Below are 16,874 nucleotides of genomic sequence, written 5' to 3'. Positions count from 1 at the left end.
ATCGAGCGCAGCGGGCTGGTCATGCCGTGCGCCAGGATCTGCGTGACGCCCAGCGACAGGATCACCGCGACGCTGACCACGTACCGGGACGATCGGCGCCGCGTCGGCGATCGCGCACAGCCGCGCCCAGGCTGAGCGGCCGCGGTCGGCGGCGCGCGCCGCGTCGGGCAACGCGGCCGGCGTCTCGAACAACGCCAGCGCCGCCAGGACCACGGCTGCCGCCACCGGGGCGGCCACGCGGCCGGAGTGGACGGCGCCGAGCGCCACCACGGCCAGGACCGCGGTCGTCGCCCCGGCAGCGAAGGTGCTCAGCGCGGTACCGAGGCCGGACGCGAGCGCGCCGCGCCGTTCGAGGAGCGCCAGGCGCGCGTCGTCGTCGCCAATCTGGGTCAGCCGGTCCGGGGCGGCGCCGTAGGCGATCACGTCCGGCAGCGCCGCGAGGGTGTCCACGACGTCGTCGCACAGGGCCACGTTGGCGGCCTGGACGCGGGTCTCGGCTCGGCGGGCGGTCCGCCGGGTGAGCAGCGGGGCTGCGATCCCGGCGACGGACGCTCCGGCGATGAGCACCAAGGCCGCCAGGGGGAGGGTGAACGCGTCGAAGAGCACCAGCCCGCCGACAGCCAGGCCGGCCGCCGCCATCGGTAGCAGGACCTTGAGGAACAGGACTCGCCCGAGCCTGAAGTCCTTCCACCGGTCACGATCCTCGCGTCCCCTCACAGGTTGGCATTCGTCGGCGGGTAACGACCTGGCCGCGCCTCCGGGTCGGCATCGGTTCCGCTCGTCGACGCCCATTCTGCGGGACACCAGAGAACGCTTGTCGCCATTACGATCGGAGCCGGGCGTTTCGAGCACCGCCGACCTGGGAAAAGCCCTGCCGGCGATAGTAGGGACGGTCCGGAAAAGCTCGCTATCCGTCGCCGCCGTCCGCCTTGTGATCCAGCTCGGCCAACGACGCCTTACCCAAGTGTGCGAGAGGTAGTGCTCGATGATGCTGCGTCAGCTGCGGTTGGTCGGGGGCCGCAGCCTCGTCTCCGATGGCGGCTGGAGCCGTCCTGACGCGTCAGACGTCACCGCCGCGTCACAGGCTGCCTGCTCCACCTGTCGGCTCCACCTCACCCAGCAGGGGGCAGTGCCGGTCGGCGCGGGGAAGCTCACAGGTCGCGACCAGTTCAGCGAGTGCATCGCGCATGGCGATCAGGCTTGAGATCTTGCCGGTCACCGCGTCGATCTTGGCCTGGGCGAGGTCGCGGACGCTGTCGCAGCTGTCGGGGCCGCCGTCGGCCAAGCCGAGCAGGTCGGCGATGTCGTCGAGGGTGAACCCGAGTTCCTTGGCGTGTTTGACGAAGCGCACGATCTGGACGGCGTCGGCGGGGTACTCCCGGTACCCGGACGGCAGCCGGGCCGGCGGGGCGAGCAGTTTCCGGCGTTCGTAGAAGCGGAGCGTTTCCACGCTCACTCCGCTGGCTGCCGCTACCTCGCCGATGCGCACGACACCATTGTGCGCGCCGGAGCGCTTGACCCTGAAGCGGGGTACGGGGTTCAGAATGGATTGGTGATCGTTGAACTGCGTGCTGTGCCCGACTGCCCGAATCTGTCCGGGACCCGTGACCTTTTGCGGAAGTGCTTGACAGAGGCTGGTCTACCGCCGACCTTCACCGAGGTCATCGGGGGCTATCCGTCGCCGTCGGTGCTGATCGACGGCGTGGACGTCACCGGGGTCGATTCGGCCGGGCCCGCAGCGTGCGTACTGACGCCGCCGACGGCCGATCAGATCCGCGTGGCGTTGCTCCACGCTGTCGAGGCGTCGGCACTCGACCGTAATCTGCGACAAACGACGTTGGAGGATTCGATGAGCGACCCTGATGAATACCCTGCCGAGCTTGCAGTCGGCGTCACCGGTACCCGGGTCGCGGAGGTCTCGGCGCCGGCCCGCACTGTGCACCGAGCGATCCTGCGCGCGTTCGCAGACACCGGGCAGGCCCCGGACCAGGCGGCGCTGCTTGCCGCGGTTCCAGCCGGCCACGAACTCGATGTACTGCTCGCTGAACTGCATGACCGTGACGTCGTCCGCCTGGACGCCGCTGGCCGCATCCGAGCGGCGTATCCGTTCTCGGCGGCGCCAACCCGGCACGTGTTGGCGATCGACGGTGGCCCGTCGGCGTATTCGATGTGTGCCGTGGACGCGTTGGGCGTCTCCGAGATGCTGGGCCGGGACGTGGCGATCACCTCGGCCGATCCGCTGACCCAGGAGCCGATCGCGGTATCGGTTCGCGCCGGAGCGGCAGTGTGGGCGCCGGAGACGGCGGTGGTGTACGTCGGGGCGAACCAGCCGGCCGAATCCTCCTCCGGGGATGTCATCGCGGCGGAAGACCGGTGCTGCACGGTGATGAACTTCTTCACCGATCCCGGCACCGCACAGCAATGGATCGCTGAGAATCCGGCAGTCTCCGGTGTGGTGCTGACCCAGGGGCAGGCGCTGCGGCTGGGCGTCGACATCTTCGGCCGGCTCCTGGAGGAGTGAAGCCGAGGTCCGCGGCCGGCTGGCGTCAGACCCAGTCCGGGCCGATGCGGTGGCAGGTGGCCAGGTGCTCGGCGTTGTCGGCGAGCAGGTTGTCGGCCAGGTCCAGCAGGTGGCGCAGCCGGGGGTCGGCGATGGTGTACACGACCCGGCGGCCGTGCCGGTCGGCGGTGACGAAGCGGCACCACCGCAGACAGGCGAGGTGGTTGGAGACTCGGCTCTGCGGCACACCGGTCTTGGTGACGAGTTCGCCGACGCTGTGCGGGCCGTCGAGCAGCAGGGTCAGGATCGCCAGTCGGGTCGGGTCGGCCAGGACGCTGAACCAGCGCGCGCGGACGGCCGACGTGGTCCCGGCGACCGCCAGGTCGGTGCGAGAGGATCGGGCCTGCTCGGTCACGCTGGCGATCATAGTCGCCGCCTGTGCCGGTCAGCCACACGTCTGTGCGATGGAAATGTGCCGACGCAGGGTTTCAGTGGGCTGTAGCCCGAGTTCGGCGTATAGCAGGGTGCTGAAAGCGTTGTATTGGCGCAGCGCTTCGCAGGTGTTGCCTTCGGCCAGGTAGGCGTCGATGAGAGCCCGGCGGGCTGATTCGCGCAGCGGATCGGCTCCGACTGCGGCGAGTCCGGCGTCCACGGCGCGAGCGTGGACACCGGCCGCGGTCAGCCGCGTGCACAGCGCCTCCAGCGCGTGCAGGCGGAGTTGGTGGAAACGCTCGCGTTCGTTGACGAGCCAGGGTTCGGACCAGCCGGGCAGCAGATCCTGGTCGAACACCTCCCAAACCGCGTCTGCCAGGTCGCGATCGGCGATCGCTACAGCGGGGTCCAGGAGTCGGCGGGCGGCCAGGCTCGCCGCCCAGTAGTCCACGGCAACGTCGGCGACCAGGCGGATGTCGGTGGAGGTGGCGGCGATTGTGTCCGGGCAGCAGCGGTGCAATCGGAACAGCGCTCCGCGAAGGTTCGCGGTGGCTTGGGCGTCGGTGGTGTGCGGATACAGGATCTGGGCGGCCTGCCAGCGGGCGACCATACCGGTGTTGATCGCCAACAGCGCGACAAGCCGTTGGCCGGCTCCTCCGACGGTGGCGGCCTGCACGCCGGCGAGGTCGAAGCGTCCCAGCAGTCGTACCCGACACCGGCCCGCGTCGGCATTGTCGGTGGCAGTGCGGATCGACGCGACGGTCACGTGGGCTCCCCGGCTCCACTCGACGGGATCCAACAGGATTGCCTGATACATCAAGCCATCGGGGACATCGTGTACTGATATCCCCACCCCGTCTAGTGGGGCGGCGTAACGGCTGCATCACGCTGTGATAGCGCCTCGTCGGCACAGTGGGACATGCAGTCCGTCCTGCTGGAGGTGTGACCCATGTCCGTGCCGATCGCCCTCACGCGCCCGCCCCGTACCGATGCCGCCGCTGACCGGCTTCGGGTGCTGCTGGTCTCAGCGTTCGACCTCGGGCATCAGCCGTTCGGGCTGGCCTCGCCTGCGGCGTGGCTGAGTTCTCAGGGCGCCGTGGTGGCCTGCCTGGACCTGGCGGTGCAGAAGCTCGACGAGGCCGCCGTCCGCGAGGCGGATCTGATCGGGTTCTACCTGCCGATGCACACCGCGACCCGGATCCTGGCCGGGGTGGTGCCGCGGGTCCGGGAACTCAACCCCGATGCCCACCTGTGCGCGTACGGCCTGTACGCGCCGGTGAATCAGGAGCTGCTCCAAGGCATCGGCATCGACTCGATCATCGGTGGCGAGTTCGAGGAGCCTTTGGCGGACCTCGCCCGCCACCTGCGTCCCCGTCAGGTCAACGGTCAGCTGATCTCCCCGCCGCAGATTTCGCTGGGCCGACAGGACTTCCAGGTCCCCGACCGCAGCGGCCTGCCGGCCTTGTCGGACTACGCGTTCGTGACGCTGCCGGACGGGACGCGGCGGGTCGTCGGTTACACCGAGGCCACGCGCGGCTGCAAGCACCTGTGCCGACACTGCCCGATCGTGCCGGTCTATGGCGGCCAGTTCCGTGTGGTGCAGCGCGACATCGTGCTGGCAGACATCCGCCAGCAGGTCGCCGCCGGTGCCCAGCACATCACCTTCGGCGATCCGGATTTCTTCAACGGTCCGGCTCACGCCACCGCGATCGTGCAGGCTCTGCACGAGGAGTTCCCGGATGTGACCTACGACGTCATCATCAAAGTCCAGCACCTGGTGGCCCACCGCGACCGGCTGCCGATCCTGCGCCAGACCGGCTGCATCCTGGTGACCAGCGCCGTCGAATCGGTCGACGAGAACATCCTGGAGTACTTCGACAAGCGCCACACCCGCGAGGACTTCGCGAGCGCGGTGACGACGCTGCGGGACCTGGGCATCGGCCTGAACCCCACCTTCGTGGCCTTCACCCCGTGGACCACGATGGACGGCTACTTGCGGTTCCTGACCGAGATCGACGAGCTGGGCCTGGTGGAGAACGTCACCCCGATCCAGTTCGCCATCAGGCTCCTGATCCCCGAAGGCTCCAAACTTCTGGACCTGCCCGACGTGCGCGACCTCGTCGAGCCGTTCGACCCCGTCTCCCTCGTTTACCCGTGGACCCATCCGGACCCCGCGGTAGACGCGCTCCAGCGCGACGTGCTCGCGCTGACCGCCGAAGCGGTCGGCGAAGGCCGGCCCCGGGCGGTGTTCTTCGACCAGCTCTGGGCCCTGGCGAACGCCGCCGCCGGACAGCCGGGCCGTTCAAGGGCCGCCGGGGTGCGGCCGATCTCGCTGCCGGTGCCGCAGTTCAGCGAGCCCTGGTACTGCTGCGCCGAACCGACCGAGACGCAGCTGGCCCCACCTGTATGACCGCACGCCCCACCCGTCAGCCGCTCACCCAGGAGGACATCACCGATGGACCACGCCACCACCGCCCAGAAGCTGACCGACCTGCTGGCCCTGTCACACCCGCCGGTCGCGCTGGCCTTCGTCGAGACGCCGCCGGAAGGGCTCGCCGAGGCCGGCGCGCCGGTGCCGTCGGCGTGCACGTTCTGGCGCCAGGCCGAGCACGGCACCTTCTACGCCGCGGCGGCGGCACACTACAACTGCCCGGTCGGGTCGATGGTGATGGGCTTCGAGTTGCCCGCGCCGGTCAACGAGCAGCTCGGCGGCCTGGTCCAGTCGATGTGCGACGCGCAGTACCTCTCGATGGACGAGGCTGCGAAGATCCCCACCGTCGGCAAGAACAGCGCCGGGATCGTCTACGGGCCGCTGCACGAGTTCCCGGTGCCGCCGGACCTGGTGCTGTTGTGGGTGAACGTGGCCCAGGCGATGATCTACAGCGAGGCCGCCGGCCGCGCTGCCTGGACCAGCACCCCGATGGACGTCACCGGCCGCCCCGGCTGCGCCGCGCTGCCGCTGGCCCTGAACGCCGGCCAGCCCGGCATGTCCCTGGGATGTGCGGGCATGCGCACGTTCACCGAGATCGGTGACGAGCTGACCCTGGCCGCGCTGCCCGGCAGCGCCCTCGACGGCTTCCTGGAATCCCTGGCCAAGACCGTTGAGTCGAACACCGCAATGCGTGCCTTCTACTCACAGCACAAGGCCTCCATCACCGCCTGACAGCGGTATCCCTCGGCGTCGGCGGACCGCTCGGCCCGCCGACGCCGAGCGCGGATCCAGCAATCCTGCTCAGGCTCCTGAGATCGGCAGCGAGTACGACCCCTTACTCCCCTTGAGTCGATCGATACATCAGGCTAGCCTGATGTATCGAGAGTTCTCGATATGTAGACGATGAAGAATCATCGATCTGAGGCGGCGCGAGATGGCGAACGAGATGCTCGGGCAACGCGGCACCGGCTCGGGTGCGGACGTGTCGCAGTGTGCGTCGTTGACCGCGCCGATCTCGCTACCGGAAGCCACCCGCACCGCCGACCGGTTCGCCGCTCTCGGCCACCCGCGCCGGATCCAGCTGATGAACATGCTGGTCCGCAGCGGCTTCCCGGTCTGCGTCTGCGACCTGGTCGCCGTGACCGGGTGGGCGCAGTCGACCGTGAGCCACCACCTCAAGCAGCTCGTCGACGCCGGGCTGCTGCACCGCGAGCAGCGGGGCCGCTGGGCGTACTACTCCGCCGACCACGAAGGTCTGGCCAGCCTCGCCGACATCGTGTCCGTACCGGCCGCCGACTTCGGCCTGGCCGTCCGCAGCTAACTCTCCGTCAGGAGGTCTGTGATGGGCCGTCACATCCTGTTCGTGCTCGGCGCGCACACCTGCGTGCCGTCCGATCCGCTGCAGGCCGCCCGCGAACTGGGCGCCCGGTCACTCGTGTTCACCCCCTCGGCTCCGACCTGCGCCGAGGACGCCCACCTGATGGACGCCGTCGAGGTCATCCACCTGGACCGCCCGGACGAGGCCATCGAGCTGGCCCGGAAGTACCACGCCGAGCAGCCGATCAGCGCGGTGGTGTCCTACGAGGACGGCGCCAGCGTCCTGGCAGCGCGGATCACCGAGGAGCTCGGCCTGCTCGGACACCCGGTGGAAGCGGCAGTCGCTGCGGTCGACAAGCCCACCATGAAGCAGCGGTTCATCGCCGCCGGGGTCCGCACCGCCGAGCACCTGGTCGCCGACGACGAGGACGACGCGGTCGCGTTCGCCCAACGGATCGGGTACCCGGTGGTGGTCAAGCCCTGTCGGGGCGGCGCCAGCCAGGGCGTGATGCGCGCCAACGACGAGACCGAGCTGCGCGCCAACTACCGGCGGCTGCGCCGGATCGTGCGCGACTACGGCTTGGACAACGGCGGGCGACCCAACCGGGCGCAGCTGGTGGAGCGCTACCTGCCCGGCTCGGAGATCTCCGTCGAACTGATCGTCGTCCATGGCCGGCCGCAGGTCACCACCGTCTTCGAGAAGCCCCGTCCGCTGACCGGCCCGTTCTTCGAGGAGACGATCTACCTCACCCCGCCGCGGCTGGACGAGGACGTGAAAGCCGCCGCCGAGCAGCTGGCCGTCGACGCCGCTGCCGCGCTGGGCCTGTATCACGGGCCGGCACACTGCGAGATCCGCGTCAGCGACGACGGACTCTACGTCCTGGAGGTCGCCGGCCGGCTCTTGGGCGGGTCCTGCGCCCGGGTGTTCCGGGACTGCCTGGGAACCGATATCCATCCGCTGTTGCTGTCGCTGGCCATGGGCGATCCGGTCACCATCCCGACGCCCGACCCGGACCGCCCGATCGCCGCCGCGCTGATGCTGCCGGTACCCGGCGAGGGACGGCTGATCGCCCTGCGCGGCGCCGAACGGGCCCGGCGGGTGCCCGGGATCAGCGACGTGATCGAGGTCGGCTGCCCCGGCGACATCATGGTGCGCTTCCCGGAGCAGGCTTGCTACCCGGTCGGGTTCATCGGCGCCAGCGGCGCCACCCACGAAGAGGTCGAGGACGCCCTGGCCTGGGCGTCGGCGTCGATCTCCGTGGAACTCGCGCCGGTCGGCTGCCAGCGCTGGACCCGCCCGCTGCACCCCGACGACGCCGCCGTCACCCCCGGCGGCGATGCGATCCTGGCCCTGGCCGACCTGCCCGCGGAGCAGGCCCGCGAGCTGGCGGTGTCCCACGTCGCCGACATCATGTTCGGCGAGCTGCCCCGCGACGAGGCGATCCGCGAGGCCGAGTGCACCATCGGCTGGGAGGACCAGCGCGGAGAACTCGCCGGGGTGTACCTGCCCGAGGTCGGGCTGATGCTCGGATTCGTGGACGGAACCACTGCATCCGTGTGCTGCTTCGGGGTCATGCCCGAAAAGCGGCGCGCCGGACTCGGATCCGCACTGATGGCCGCCCAGCTGACCGAGTTCACCCGCCGAGGCGCCACCACCGTCGTCTCGGAGACCGACCCGCGACTGCCGCTCGGCGAGGCGCTGCTGCGCAGCTTCGGATTCAACCCGGACCCGGCGCAGGGCACCGTCACCACCCAGGTGTACAGCTGCGCGCTGGACTTCGTCGGACAGACCACGGGCGGCAAGGAGAACACCGATGTCGACTGCACCGCCACCAGCTGCACGTGCTGAAACCCTCGCCCTGGCCGCCGAACGGTACGGCACACCGGCCTACGTCTACGACCTCGACCGGGTCCGCGCCCACGCCGACCACCTGACCCGGACCCTGCCGGGCGTGCAGATCCGGTACTCGGTGAAGGCCAATCCGAACGCTGCCATATGCCGTGCGGTCGCCGAACGCGGCCTGGGCGCCGAGGTGTCCTCCGCCGGGGAGTTCGCCACCGCTGTACAGGTCGGGTTCCGGCCCGAGCAGATCATGGTGAGCGGCCCGTATAAGGAGCCTGCTCTGCTCGCCCGGCTCGCCAGCATGCCTGGGACTCTGATCTCTGTCGACTCGCTCAGCGAACTCGCCCAACTGGCCACGGGCACCGATGTCAGCGTGCCTAGGCGGGTCGTGTTGCGACTGCGGCCGGACTACCCGGCGGCCGGAGACATGTGCGTCGGCCCGTCCATGCGCTTCGGGATACCGATCGACGACATCGAGCAGGCCGTGCCGCTGCTGGAAGGCGGCGGCGTGCGGTGCGTCGGTTTCCACGTGTACGCCGGGTCCCAGATCCTCGACGCCGCAGAAGCCGCAGGCCAGCTGAACAGCGCCCACGAACTGGTCACGCGGGCAGCGAAGACACTCAACCTCACCCCAGAGGTGATCAACCTCGGCGGCGGCTTCGGCGTCCCCTATCGCGCCGGCGACGGCGAACTGGACCTCGCACCGATCGCAGCGACGCTGCGCGACCTCGCCGCCGCCAGCCCCGGCGCACAGCTGATCCTGGAGCTGGGCCGCTACCTGGTCGCCGACGCCGGCTGGTACCTCACCCGGGTCGTGCACCAGCAGAGCTTCGCGGGCCGGCCGGCTGTCGTCGTCGACGGCGGCATCCACCACCGGCCGGACTTGTGCGGACTGGAACTCGCCCACCAGGCCGCGCCCCCGCTGCTGCTCGGCCCCGTCCGTAACGGCACCCATGGCACCCAGCCGACGGCGGTCCTCGGATGCCTGTGCCTGCCCTGGGACATCCTCGCCGACGCCGCGACCCTGCCGGCGCTGCACACCGGCGACGTCCTGGCCTTCGCCACCGCCGGCGCCTACGGCCTGTCCGCCGCCCCGACCGCCTTCCTCGGCCACCGCCTCCCCGCAGAAGTGATCATCGACGGCGACGCCATCGACACCCTGGCTGCCGTGCAGCCGACCGCTGACCCGGCCGGTGCCCCATGAACCCGGACAGCCTGTTCGGCGACGACGGCCAACGCCGACTCGACACCGAACGGGACACCCTGTTCCCGCCGACCGTCCGGCCGGTGTTCCTCCGGCTGCTTTGGGCCGGCCTGGTCCTGCTCACGGTCATCGGGACGGTGCTGGCCTTCCGCATCGGGCGGCTGGCGTGACGCGCCGAGTACCGCTGATCCTGCAGGGCAGCGACGCCGAGTGCGCCGCCGCGTGCCTGGCCATGGTCGCCGGCCACCACGGACACCACCTGACGCTGCGCGAAGCCCGCGAGATCTGCGCGATCGGCCGCGACGGCGCCAGCGCCGCCGCCGTCGCGCGGGCCGTGCGCAGCATCGGTCTGACCGTCAAAGCTGTCCGTCCCGGGCCGGACAGCCCGAATGGCACTCCGCTGCCCGCGATCGCTCACTGGGGGCGCGACCACTTCGTCGTCGTCGAACGCGTCCGCGGCCATCGCGTCGACATCCTCGACCCCGGCCGCGGCCGGCGCACCCTGTCCACCGCGCAGTTCCACGCTGAGGTCGGCAAGGTGATTCTGGTCGCCGAACCGGGTCCGGACTTCCAACAGCAACGCCCCACCGCCGCGCCATTCTGGCGCCGCTATCTTCGTGCTCTGCTGCACATGCCCGGGACCCGGCTGCCGCTGATCCAGATGCTCGGCGCCTCCACCGTCGCCCAACTCCTGGGCCTCGGGCTGCCACTGCTGGCCGCCGTCATCCTCGACAAGGTCGTCCCCGCCAAGAACCACTCGCTGCTCGACCTCATCGGGATCGGCATCGCGGTCGTGTTCGCCGCGCAGCTCGTCACCACCTACCTGCGCTCCGCGCTGATCATCTACCTGCAAGGCCGCCTGGACACCCAGGCGATGATCGGGTTCTGCGCACACCTGCTCCGGCTGCCTCTGGGCTACTTCCAACGCCGCGGCACCGGCGACATCCTGCTGCGCGTCTCCAGCATCGCGATGCTCCGCGAACTGCTCACCGCCCAAACCCTGACCGCCGCCATCGACCTGGTCATGGTCAGCGCCTACCTCGCGTTGATGGCCATCGTCGACATCCCCCTGGCGCTGGTGGTCCTCGCCGTGATCATCGTCCAGGGGCTGCTGCTGGTCCTGTCCCTGCCCGCCGCCCGAGACCGGATGTCCACCGAACTGGCTGCCCAGGCCGAGGCCTACCGGCACATGACCGAAGCCATCGAAGGCATCACCACCTTGAAGGCTTCCGCTGCCGAGCAGCGGGCACTGGACCGCTGGACGGTGCTGTTCCTGGTCTGGATGCGTGCCACCTTGCGCCGTACCCATCTGACCGCGCTGCTCGAGACCTTCTCCACCGGACTTCGTACCCTGACACCGCTGCTGGTGCTGTGGCTCGGCACCGTCCGCGTGCTGGCCGGCGACCTATCCGCAGGTACCGCGATCGCGTTGACGTGGCTTGCTGCGGCCAGCGTCGTCCCACTGTCGGTACTGGCCGCCAACGGGCAACGACTGCAGATGGCCGGCGCACAACTGCACCGCCTCGCCGACGTCCTCGACACCCCCGCCGAGTACCCCGACCGCGCCGTCCCGGCCTCCGAACCGGCAGCGGCACGCTCTCCGCTCGGCGGACGTATCAAACTGGAGCAGGTCAACTTCAGATACGACCCCTACAGCGCACCGGTGCTGCACGACATCACCGTCAGCGTCACCGCCGGCACCCGCGTCGCGATCGTCGGCGCATCCGGCACCGGGAAAACGACCCTGGCCATGCTGCTCATCGGCCTGTATCCGCCGACGACCGGCGCCATCCGCATCGACGGCGCCGACGTGGGCACCACCGACCTGCGCGCCCTGCGCTCCCAGATCGGCACCGTCCTCCAGGAGCCGCACGTCTTCTCCGGGACCATCAGCGAGAACATCGCCTTCCACGACCTCGAAGTCACACCGGAAGCCATCGAGCATGCCGCCCGGCTGGCGGCCCTGCACACCGAGATCACAGCCATGCCGCAGGGCTACCAGACCCGGCTCACCGAACGCGGCGGCGGCCTGTCCGGCGGACAACGCCAACGCCTGGCCATCGCCCGCGCCCTCGTGCGCCACCCCAGAGTCCTGCTCCTCGACGAGGCCACCAGCCACCTGGACGCACTCACCGAGACCGTCATCCACCGCAACCTGACCACCCTGGCGTGCACCCAGATCATCATCGCGCACCGCCTGAGTACCGTGCAGGACGCCGACAACATCCTCGTCCTGCACGAAGGGCACCTCGTCGAGCACGGCACCCACACCGAACTCCTCGCGCACGACGGGCGCTACGCGGCCCTCGTCGGCGCGCAACTCAACGGCCACCGCGGCACCACCGACACGCCGGGTCTCGCACTCGACACCGTCACGATGCCGCGGCCACAACCCGACAACACCAGGGAAGGGAGGTGAACACCATGGCCGAAACCACCACCGTCACCGAACTCGAGCTCGCTCCCGTCGAGGAGTCGAACGAGATCAGCGAGGCCGAGCTGGAGGACATCACCGGCGGCGCCTACGCGCCGACCTGCACCAACGCCGTCTGCTGCGTGAACCAGTAACCGGCGACGGCCCAGGGATGGCGGGCAGACAAAGCAATACCACCTGCCCGCCATCCCGGTCGACGAACATCCGTCACGCGATCTGGGGTAGGGACACCGAACTATTCGTCCAGGCAGTCTCGGTGTCTGATCCGATTCCTTCATATCATTGCTTCTGGCCGACGTACCTGATGAGCGTTCACGGGTTTCTTGGCAGTTCCAGGTTCTGCTCGGCGGCGGCCAGACCAGCGATCATCGCGGCACGTTCGGCCGGCCGCGTCAGCCGCAGCCTTTCCAGGATCGGCGCCCGGATCGCACCGTCGAGCGCCTCGCCACTGGTCCACCCGCTCGTGCAGGTTTTCGCCCGACGGGTGTACGGCGCCGGTGCGTCCCGCCGACGTTCGGCCTCGGCGTGCGCAGCATGGCGGTCGGGTGAACAACGTCACCCGGATGCCGGGCGATGAACTCGCGGGAGACGCAGGCCGAGACAAGACGGCGCATCGTGGGCGTAGGGCTTTATCGCGAACCGGCAGGGCGTCCAGGTGACTTAGAGCCCCGCGCAGCATCGTAGTGAACACGGCCAACGCTGCCGCGTGCCGCTCAGCGGTTCTGCTTGCCGGGATCTCCCGCTCGAGCATCACCATGACCGGCGGTCTGTTGCGCGGCCCGAGTCACGAGGATGCCGCGAAGTTCTCGTTCCCGCCGGCCATATCGCAGCGGCCTGGGGTGCTGAACCCGCCGAGCCTGACCGGGCCGGCCGGGGCGCACATCCACGGGCAGGTCGTCATCGGATTCCTGACCGCGCGCGTGGGTACCAACACCGCGATCCGGACCCTGACCCCGTTCGCCGCGTACTGCCTGATCGGCGGATCGGTCAGCACCTTCTGGTTCAGCACGCACCGAACGCGTAGTCGCTCCGGACCGCGCAACAGGCGACGATACGGACGTTCGGCAGAGCCCGGCACGGCCGAGCTCTGCGAACAGATGCTTCGGCGTCAGCCCGACGACCGCCGCGGGCATCGTGCCGATGCCGGCCAGGCGGCCGCGGTCACCGCCGCACGATCGCCGGACCCGCGGGCGTTCCACCAGCCGCCGACCGCCAAGCGTCCGAGCAGTACGATCGACAGACTCGTGTTGGCCGTCATCGGATCTTGAAGGTATCCGGTGTGAGCGGCGAAGTCCGCGATGGACGTGAACCAGGATCCGTCGATGCTCGCGCCGTTCAAGGGAGCTCACCTTCTCGCCTTTTACAGGGCTGTAGAACTCTTACGAGAACGTAGATGGAAGATGGTGGTGGGCGACCTCCTGGTAGATCAGTTCTTACTCGCTGCGCGAGGTCCGTAGCAGGGCACCGATGGACGAAACGGTGCTGCGGATGACACTCTGACCTGCGGCGGACCCCGTGCTATCGATGGCCTGCACAGAGTCTGCTCGACGAGCCGCCGCTCCGTCTCATACTTATGCACGTAAGCGAAGATGTGCCTCGGGTCACTCGATCTGGACGTGGTGCAGGCAGGGCCCAGATCGCGCAACGTGCCGCAGAAATGTTGCGGCAGGCTCTTCAGCAGTGTGACGACGCCTGACCACGCCCGTCCGATCGGGCCCGCGGAGCGTCACAGCCACGATCAATCGCCCAGAAAGCCATCCCGGTCAGGAATTGCCGACCACGCCGGCGTTCAGTTGCATTGCGCCGAACCCATCGATATCGCGGCCGTCCATGCGTTGACCAGGCGGATATGGACGTGTCGCCGCCGGGTGCGGCGGCGACTGGCACATCCGCGGCATCCGCTACGAACACCGTGAGGGTGACCGCTTGGGCGTTGATCCGGTCGATGGCGCCGCTGACAGTGTCTTTACGTTCAACCAACCCGCTCCACGCCTGGTCGAGCGGCGACATTCGGGTGTCGGCGCCGTAGTACGCCTTGTTCGCCTCGCCCAGTAGCCGTACGACCTCTTCCAGGTCGGTACGGAGTCTCCGGAGCGTGTCGTCGGCCTTGAGAATGTCCTCGCGCAACTGCTGCCTGGCCTGGATTTCCGTCTCGATGCCGTCGGGATCGATGTCCCTGAATCGCACGTGCGAGCCTTCTGTGTCTGGGACTTGTCGGTCTTGGCCTTGTCGGTCGTGGTCGAGCCGTACCGGACGCGGTTCGTGGCCTCGGCCGTCTCCAGCAGCTTCTCCTCGCAGGTCAGCCTCCACAGCCCGAAGGGGCAGCTCCAGCACCATGGAGATATACAGGTCATTGACGGAACTGACCTGGTAGCCGGCCTGGAAACGCGCCAACAGTCGCAGCGCCCGAGCCCCGTCGCCACCGGCTCCGATCCCCAGGCACGTGAAAAACGCCTGCGAGAACGCGCTGCACCTGTCGTACATGCTCAGGTTCGGGAACGCGGAGATCACCGGGCGCCAGTCGAACTTGTCGGCTGCGAACCGCTCCAGAGCCTGCAAGTCCAGGGCGCCGTCGATCGTGCACACTTTGCGAATCAGGTCACTATCGCGGGCCGCCGAGCCCGGCACGTAGTAGAGCCGCGCCGCTGCCTGTCATCGATGAACGTCAACGCGAGCGCACCCCAGGTGGTGCCGTTCTGTCCGCGCAGGACCTGGTCGGCGAGTTCCCCGGTGGTGCTGTCCCGCCCGATGTCCTTTTAGCCTCGCACTGAGGACAGCAGACTGCGCTGGTCGGCGCTGCGGGCTCGGCCGACGGTCGCATCGTTGGACGCCCCGTTGAACGACATCGAGGAGTCCATCATCACCGCGATGTAGGCGTCCAGGAGCGTGGACTGTCCCGTGTTGGATGCCCCCGACAGCGACGTCGAGGTGGGCGAGAACGAGATGCCGGCATGGCCGGCGAACCCGCCCCGGTTGACCAGCTGAAGGGTCTCGACCTTCCACTGCGTGATGCCGGCGTCGGCCCCGGGGATGTAGAACATCAAGTCCTGATGCGCGGTCACGCCGGCACCTCCATATCCGCCGCGTCGTCCGCGTCCTCCATGTTTTGCGGGTCCTCATCGACGTCGGTCTCGAGGTCCTCGGCAGCCGAGTCTTGGGCGCCGTTCTTGGCGATCAGCCACTCGTGCAGTTCGGCCAGGCGGGCAAGCGGCAGCAGTACGGCGATGACCGAGGCGATCTGCAGCCGGTCGTCGGTGGGCCGGGTCAGAGCCCGGCTGGTGATCATGTTGTCGACGGCGTTTTCCATGTGTCCCCTGTCACGCGACCGATCGGTGGCGTGCGGCGGCCGGAACGTGGCGATGTCATCGAGCAGCTCTTGCCGGTCGACGGTGACGTCGTCATGACCGGCCTGCTGTTCGACGCGGTAACGGGGCCGCAAATGATCAGCCGGCTGAGTTCGCGGATGCCGTGCCACTCGACGGGGTTGCCTGTGGCCGAGACGAACTTGTTCGGCATCAGGCAAACGAGCGCGAGTCGTTGCTCCAACGACAGGCCGCCTTCGTCACTGGAGAACAGGGCGAGCGTCAATCGGTCGGCGTCGCTGCCGTCGACGAGGTCCTCATCCTGCGCCGAGTCGGATTGCCCGTCGTATCCGCTCAACGTTTCCTCGACGGTGCCGTCGGTCTCCGACGAGTGGGGCTCAAACATCGGCGATTCCTTCATCAGCTGCGGCGGCAAGGCGTTCGCCGAGGTGGGAGGACAGCAAGGCAGAGGGGCTAGAAACGACGGCGGCGCCCGTCAGGGCAGATGGCGCGGAACTCCTCGGTGGTACCGTCGGCGATGGAGGAATCGTCGAGGCCGGAGAGGTCGGCCAGCGCGGCCCTGAGCTCTTCCACGCTCGGCGGGGCGGGGATATCGTCGTCGGCCGGCTACAGCGGAGGTGGCGGGGCGGCTGCGGCGGAGTCATATGTCTTCTCCCGCTGAAAACTGATCTTTGCCACAGGGGGTAGCAGGTCAACGTCGACCGTCGATCCGGGCCCGGCGGTCTCCATCCAGGTCATCAGCTCTCGCTGGATGCCGCGAAGGACTCGCTCGAGTTCGCGTTCGGGGAACGGGTCGTTGTTGACTATGTGTTCCTTGAGGGTCTTGGACAGCCGGTGCCGCTGGTCGAGGACGTCCCTGGTGCCCTGGCGGATCACGGTTACCGTGCCGCGCAGTTCGGTCACGTCACGCGGTCTCCAGCGCGTCGGCGGCCGGGTGGCCGAGCAAGCACCTGGATGTGCTCGTGCAGCTCGTTCGTGAGCTCGGCGTCTCGCAGCAGCTCGAAGGCGCCGTCGAAGGCCTCACCCTCGGGGGTGGTCCGCCACAGGCGGTCCTGGCTCTCCGGGTACGCGTCCAGGATCTCGCCGACCATGTTTCTTCGTCGCGCAGGTCCCGCAGGATCTGGCGGTGCATGTCGAGCATGGATTCCTCGACACGTTTGAAGTCCGAAGGCAGCTGGCCGATCAAGTCCATGAGGTTGGCGTATCGGTCAAGCATCCGATCCCCGGACGCGGCGGCCACGGCGCCGCCACCGGCGATGCGGTCGCGCCCGATCTCCAACTCGCGGATCTACGCGCTCAATCGATCGACACGATCCTGAGTATCGATATGTCACAATCAGCCGGATTGTCGACTCGCGAATGACGGCTTTGCGGGCTGCGCCATCCCCTC

20 protein-coding genes and 1 pseudogene are annotated in these 16,874 nt (G+C 68.8%); 10 read left to right on the top strand and 11 right to left on the bottom strand.

Going from position 1 to position 16,874, the window contains the following annotated elements; all coding sequences use genetic code 11:
- On the bottom strand, positions 1-717 hold a 717-nt coding region (locus GWK61_RS02030), incomplete at its 3' end, for a 6TM ABC transporter family protein (protein WP_228561589.1).
- Between the two features lie 361 nt (positions 718-1,078).
- Entirely contained in the window at positions 1,079-1,489 is a 411-nt protein-coding gene (locus GWK61_RS02025) for a MerR family transcriptional regulator (RefSeq protein ID WP_194904256.1), read from the bottom strand.
- Between the two features lie 135 nt (positions 1,490-1,624).
- Here GWK61_RS02025 and GWK61_RS02020 point away from each other — a divergent pair, with 135 nt between their 5' ends.
- Entirely contained in the window at positions 1,625-2,521 is an 897-nt protein-coding gene (locus GWK61_RS02020) for an alkylmercury lyase family protein (protein WP_194904253.1), read from the top strand.
- 25 nt (positions 2,522-2,546) lie between these two features.
- Here the strand turns inward: GWK61_RS02020 and GWK61_RS02015 are convergent, their stop codons facing one another.
- Positions 2,547-2,915 (bottom strand): ArsR/SmtB family transcription factor, encoded by a 369-nt coding sequence (locus tag GWK61_RS02015; RefSeq protein ID WP_323747368.1) that lies wholly within the window; start codon positions 2,913-2,915, stop codon positions 2,547-2,549.
- A gap of 30 nt (positions 2,916-2,945) precedes the next feature.
- The gene (locus GWK61_RS02010) at positions 2,946-3,749 is read right to left on the bottom strand and encodes an AfsR/SARP family transcriptional regulator (protein ID WP_194904249.1); all 804 of its coding nucleotides are present in this window, start codon (positions 3,747-3,749) and stop codon (positions 2,946-2,948) included.
- 132 nt (positions 3,750-3,881) lie between these two features.
- Between GWK61_RS02010 and GWK61_RS02005 the strand changes: the two genes are divergently transcribed.
- From GWK61_RS02005 to GWK61_RS01965, 9 genes are all read left to right on the top strand, one after another.
- Positions 3,882-5,342, top strand: a complete 1,461-nt coding sequence (locus GWK61_RS02005; RefSeq protein WP_194904247.1) for a CUAEP/CCAEP-tail radical SAM (seleno)protein — start codon at positions 3,882-3,884, stop codon at positions 5,340-5,342.
- Positions 5,343-5,387: 45 nt separating this feature from the next.
- Positions 5,388-6,095: a DUF169 domain-containing protein gene (locus tag GWK61_RS02000; RefSeq protein WP_194904245.1), complete on the top strand. Its 708-nt coding sequence runs from the start codon at positions 5,388-5,390 to the stop codon at positions 6,093-6,095.
- Positions 6,096-6,297: 202 nt separating this feature from the next.
- On the top strand, positions 6,298-6,684 hold the full coding sequence (locus tag GWK61_RS01995; RefSeq protein ID WP_228561588.1) for an ArsR/SmtB family transcription factor: 387 nt from the start codon (positions 6,298-6,300) through the stop codon (positions 6,682-6,684).
- 21 nt (positions 6,685-6,705) lie between these two features.
- On the top strand, positions 6,706-8,529 hold the full coding sequence (locus GWK61_RS01990; protein WP_194904243.1) for a GNAT family N-acetyltransferase: 1,824 nt from the start codon (positions 6,706-6,708) through the stop codon (positions 8,527-8,529).
- Positions 8,495-9,727 carry a type III PLP-dependent enzyme domain-containing protein gene (locus tag GWK61_RS01985; RefSeq protein WP_194904240.1) on the top strand — a complete coding sequence of 411 codons (1,233 nt, stop codon included), beginning with the start codon at positions 8,495-8,497 and terminating at the stop codon, positions 9,725-9,727. Before GWK61_RS01990 ends, GWK61_RS01985 begins: the two co-directional genes overlap by 35 nt.
- Entirely contained in the window at positions 9,724-9,897 is a 174-nt protein-coding gene (locus GWK61_RS01980; protein ID WP_194904239.1) for a hypothetical protein, read from the top strand. The genes GWK61_RS01985 and GWK61_RS01980 overlap by 4 nt, the downstream gene beginning before the upstream one ends.
- Entirely contained in the window at positions 9,894-12,146 is a 2,253-nt protein-coding gene (locus tag GWK61_RS01975) for a peptidase domain-containing ABC transporter (RefSeq protein ID WP_194904235.1), read from the top strand. Before GWK61_RS01980 ends, GWK61_RS01975 begins: the two co-directional genes overlap by 4 nt.
- 5 nt (positions 12,147-12,151) lie before the next feature.
- Entirely contained in the window at positions 12,152-12,295 is a 144-nt protein-coding gene (locus tag GWK61_RS01970) for a hypothetical protein (protein WP_194904233.1), read from the top strand.
- A 549-nt stretch (positions 12,296-12,844) separates the two neighbouring features.
- Positions 12,845-13,429 (top strand): undecaprenyl-diphosphate phosphatase, encoded by a 585-nt coding sequence (locus GWK61_RS01965; protein ID WP_323747367.1) that lies wholly within the window; start codon positions 12,845-12,847, stop codon positions 13,427-13,429.
- A 406-nt stretch (positions 13,430-13,835) separates the two neighbouring features.
- On the opposite strand, the gene GWK61_RS01960 is transcribed toward GWK61_RS01965, so the two are convergent.
- From GWK61_RS01960 to GWK61_RS61470, 7 genes and pseudogenes are all read right to left on the bottom strand, one after another.
- Positions 13,836-14,747: a hypothetical protein gene (locus GWK61_RS01960; protein WP_194904229.1), complete on the bottom strand. Its 912-nt coding sequence runs from the start codon at positions 14,745-14,747 to the stop codon at positions 13,836-13,838.
- Positions 14,748-14,917: 170 nt separating this feature from the next.
- On the bottom strand, positions 14,918-15,223 hold the full coding sequence (locus GWK61_RS01955) for an ATP-binding protein (protein WP_194904227.1): 306 nt from the start codon (positions 15,221-15,223) through the stop codon (positions 14,918-14,920).
- On the bottom strand, positions 15,220-15,468 hold the full coding sequence (locus GWK61_RS01950) for a hypothetical protein (RefSeq protein ID WP_194904225.1): 249 nt from the start codon (positions 15,466-15,468) through the stop codon (positions 15,220-15,222). The genes GWK61_RS01955 and GWK61_RS01950 overlap by 4 nt, the downstream gene beginning before the upstream one ends.
- Complete coding sequence (locus tag GWK61_RS01945) at positions 15,444-15,869, bottom strand: hypothetical protein (protein WP_194904224.1); 426 nt, start codon at positions 15,867-15,869, stop codon at positions 15,444-15,446. The genes GWK61_RS01950 and GWK61_RS01945 overlap by 25 nt, the downstream gene beginning before the upstream one ends.
- 221 nt (positions 15,870-16,090) lie before the next feature.
- Positions 16,091-16,387: a DUF3375 family protein gene (locus GWK61_RS58280; RefSeq protein WP_194904222.1), complete on the bottom strand. Its 297-nt coding sequence runs from the start codon at positions 16,385-16,387 to the stop codon at positions 16,091-16,093.
- Positions 16,384-16,575 (bottom strand): DUF3375 family protein, encoded by a 192-nt coding sequence (locus tag GWK61_RS61475; RefSeq protein WP_194904220.1) that lies wholly within the window; start codon positions 16,573-16,575, stop codon positions 16,384-16,386. The genes GWK61_RS58280 and GWK61_RS61475 overlap by 4 nt, the downstream gene beginning before the upstream one ends.
- Before the next feature lie 59 nt (positions 16,576-16,634).
- Positions 16,635-16,724 (bottom strand): annotated as a pseudogene (locus tag GWK61_RS61470) (hypothetical protein); the annotation flags it as partial.
- Positions 16,725-16,874: the final 150 nt, after the last annotated feature.

Origin of the sequence: Catenulispora rubra (assembly GCF_015356825.1) — a bacterium.
In the GTDB taxonomy this organism is placed as follows: domain Bacteria; phylum Actinomycetota; class Actinomycetes; order Streptomycetales; family Catenulisporaceae; genus Catenulispora; species Catenulispora rubra.
Note: the sequence above shows the minus strand (reverse complement) of the source record. Positions and strands in the feature narration are given on the sequence as shown.

Excerpts from the sequence above, each read along its gene's own strand:
- GWK61_RS02010 (WP_194904249.1), bottom strand. The coding sequence starts at position 3,749 with ATGTATCAGGCAATCCTGTTGGATCCCGTCGAGTGGAGCCGGGGAGCC.
- GWK61_RS02005 (WP_194904247.1), top strand. The coding sequence starts at position 3,882 with ATGTCCGTGCCGATCGCCCTCACGCGCCCGCCCCGTACCGATGCCGCC.
- GWK61_RS02000 (WP_194904245.1), top strand. The coding sequence starts at position 5,388 with ATGGACCACGCCACCACCGCCCAGAAGCTGACCGACCTGCTGGCCCTG.
- GWK61_RS01995 (WP_228561588.1), top strand. The coding sequence starts at position 6,298 with ATGGCGAACGAGATGCTCGGGCAACGCGGCACCGGCTCGGGTGCGGAC.
- GWK61_RS01990 (WP_194904243.1), top strand. The coding sequence starts at position 6,706 with ATGGGCCGTCACATCCTGTTCGTGCTCGGCGCGCACACCTGCGTGCCG.
- GWK61_RS01985 (WP_194904240.1), top strand. The coding sequence starts at position 8,495 with ATGTCGACTGCACCGCCACCAGCTGCACGTGCTGAAACCCTCGCCCTG.
- GWK61_RS01980 (WP_194904239.1), top strand. The coding sequence starts at position 9,724 with ATGAACCCGGACAGCCTGTTCGGCGACGACGGCCAACGCCGACTCGAC.
- GWK61_RS01970 (WP_194904233.1), top strand. The coding sequence starts at position 12,152 with ATGGCCGAAACCACCACCGTCACCGAACTCGAGCTCGCTCCCGTCGAG.
- GWK61_RS01950 (WP_194904225.1), bottom strand. The coding sequence starts at position 15,468 with ATGGAAAACGCCGTCGACAACATGATCACCAGCCGGGCTCTGACCCGG.
- GWK61_RS01945 (WP_194904224.1), bottom strand. The coding sequence starts at position 15,869 with ATGTTTGAGCCCCACTCGTCGGAGACCGACGGCACCGTCGAGGAAACG.
- GWK61_RS61475 (WP_194904220.1), bottom strand. The coding sequence starts at position 16,575 with ATGGTCGGCGAGATCCTGGACGCGTACCCGGAGAGCCAGGACCGCCTG.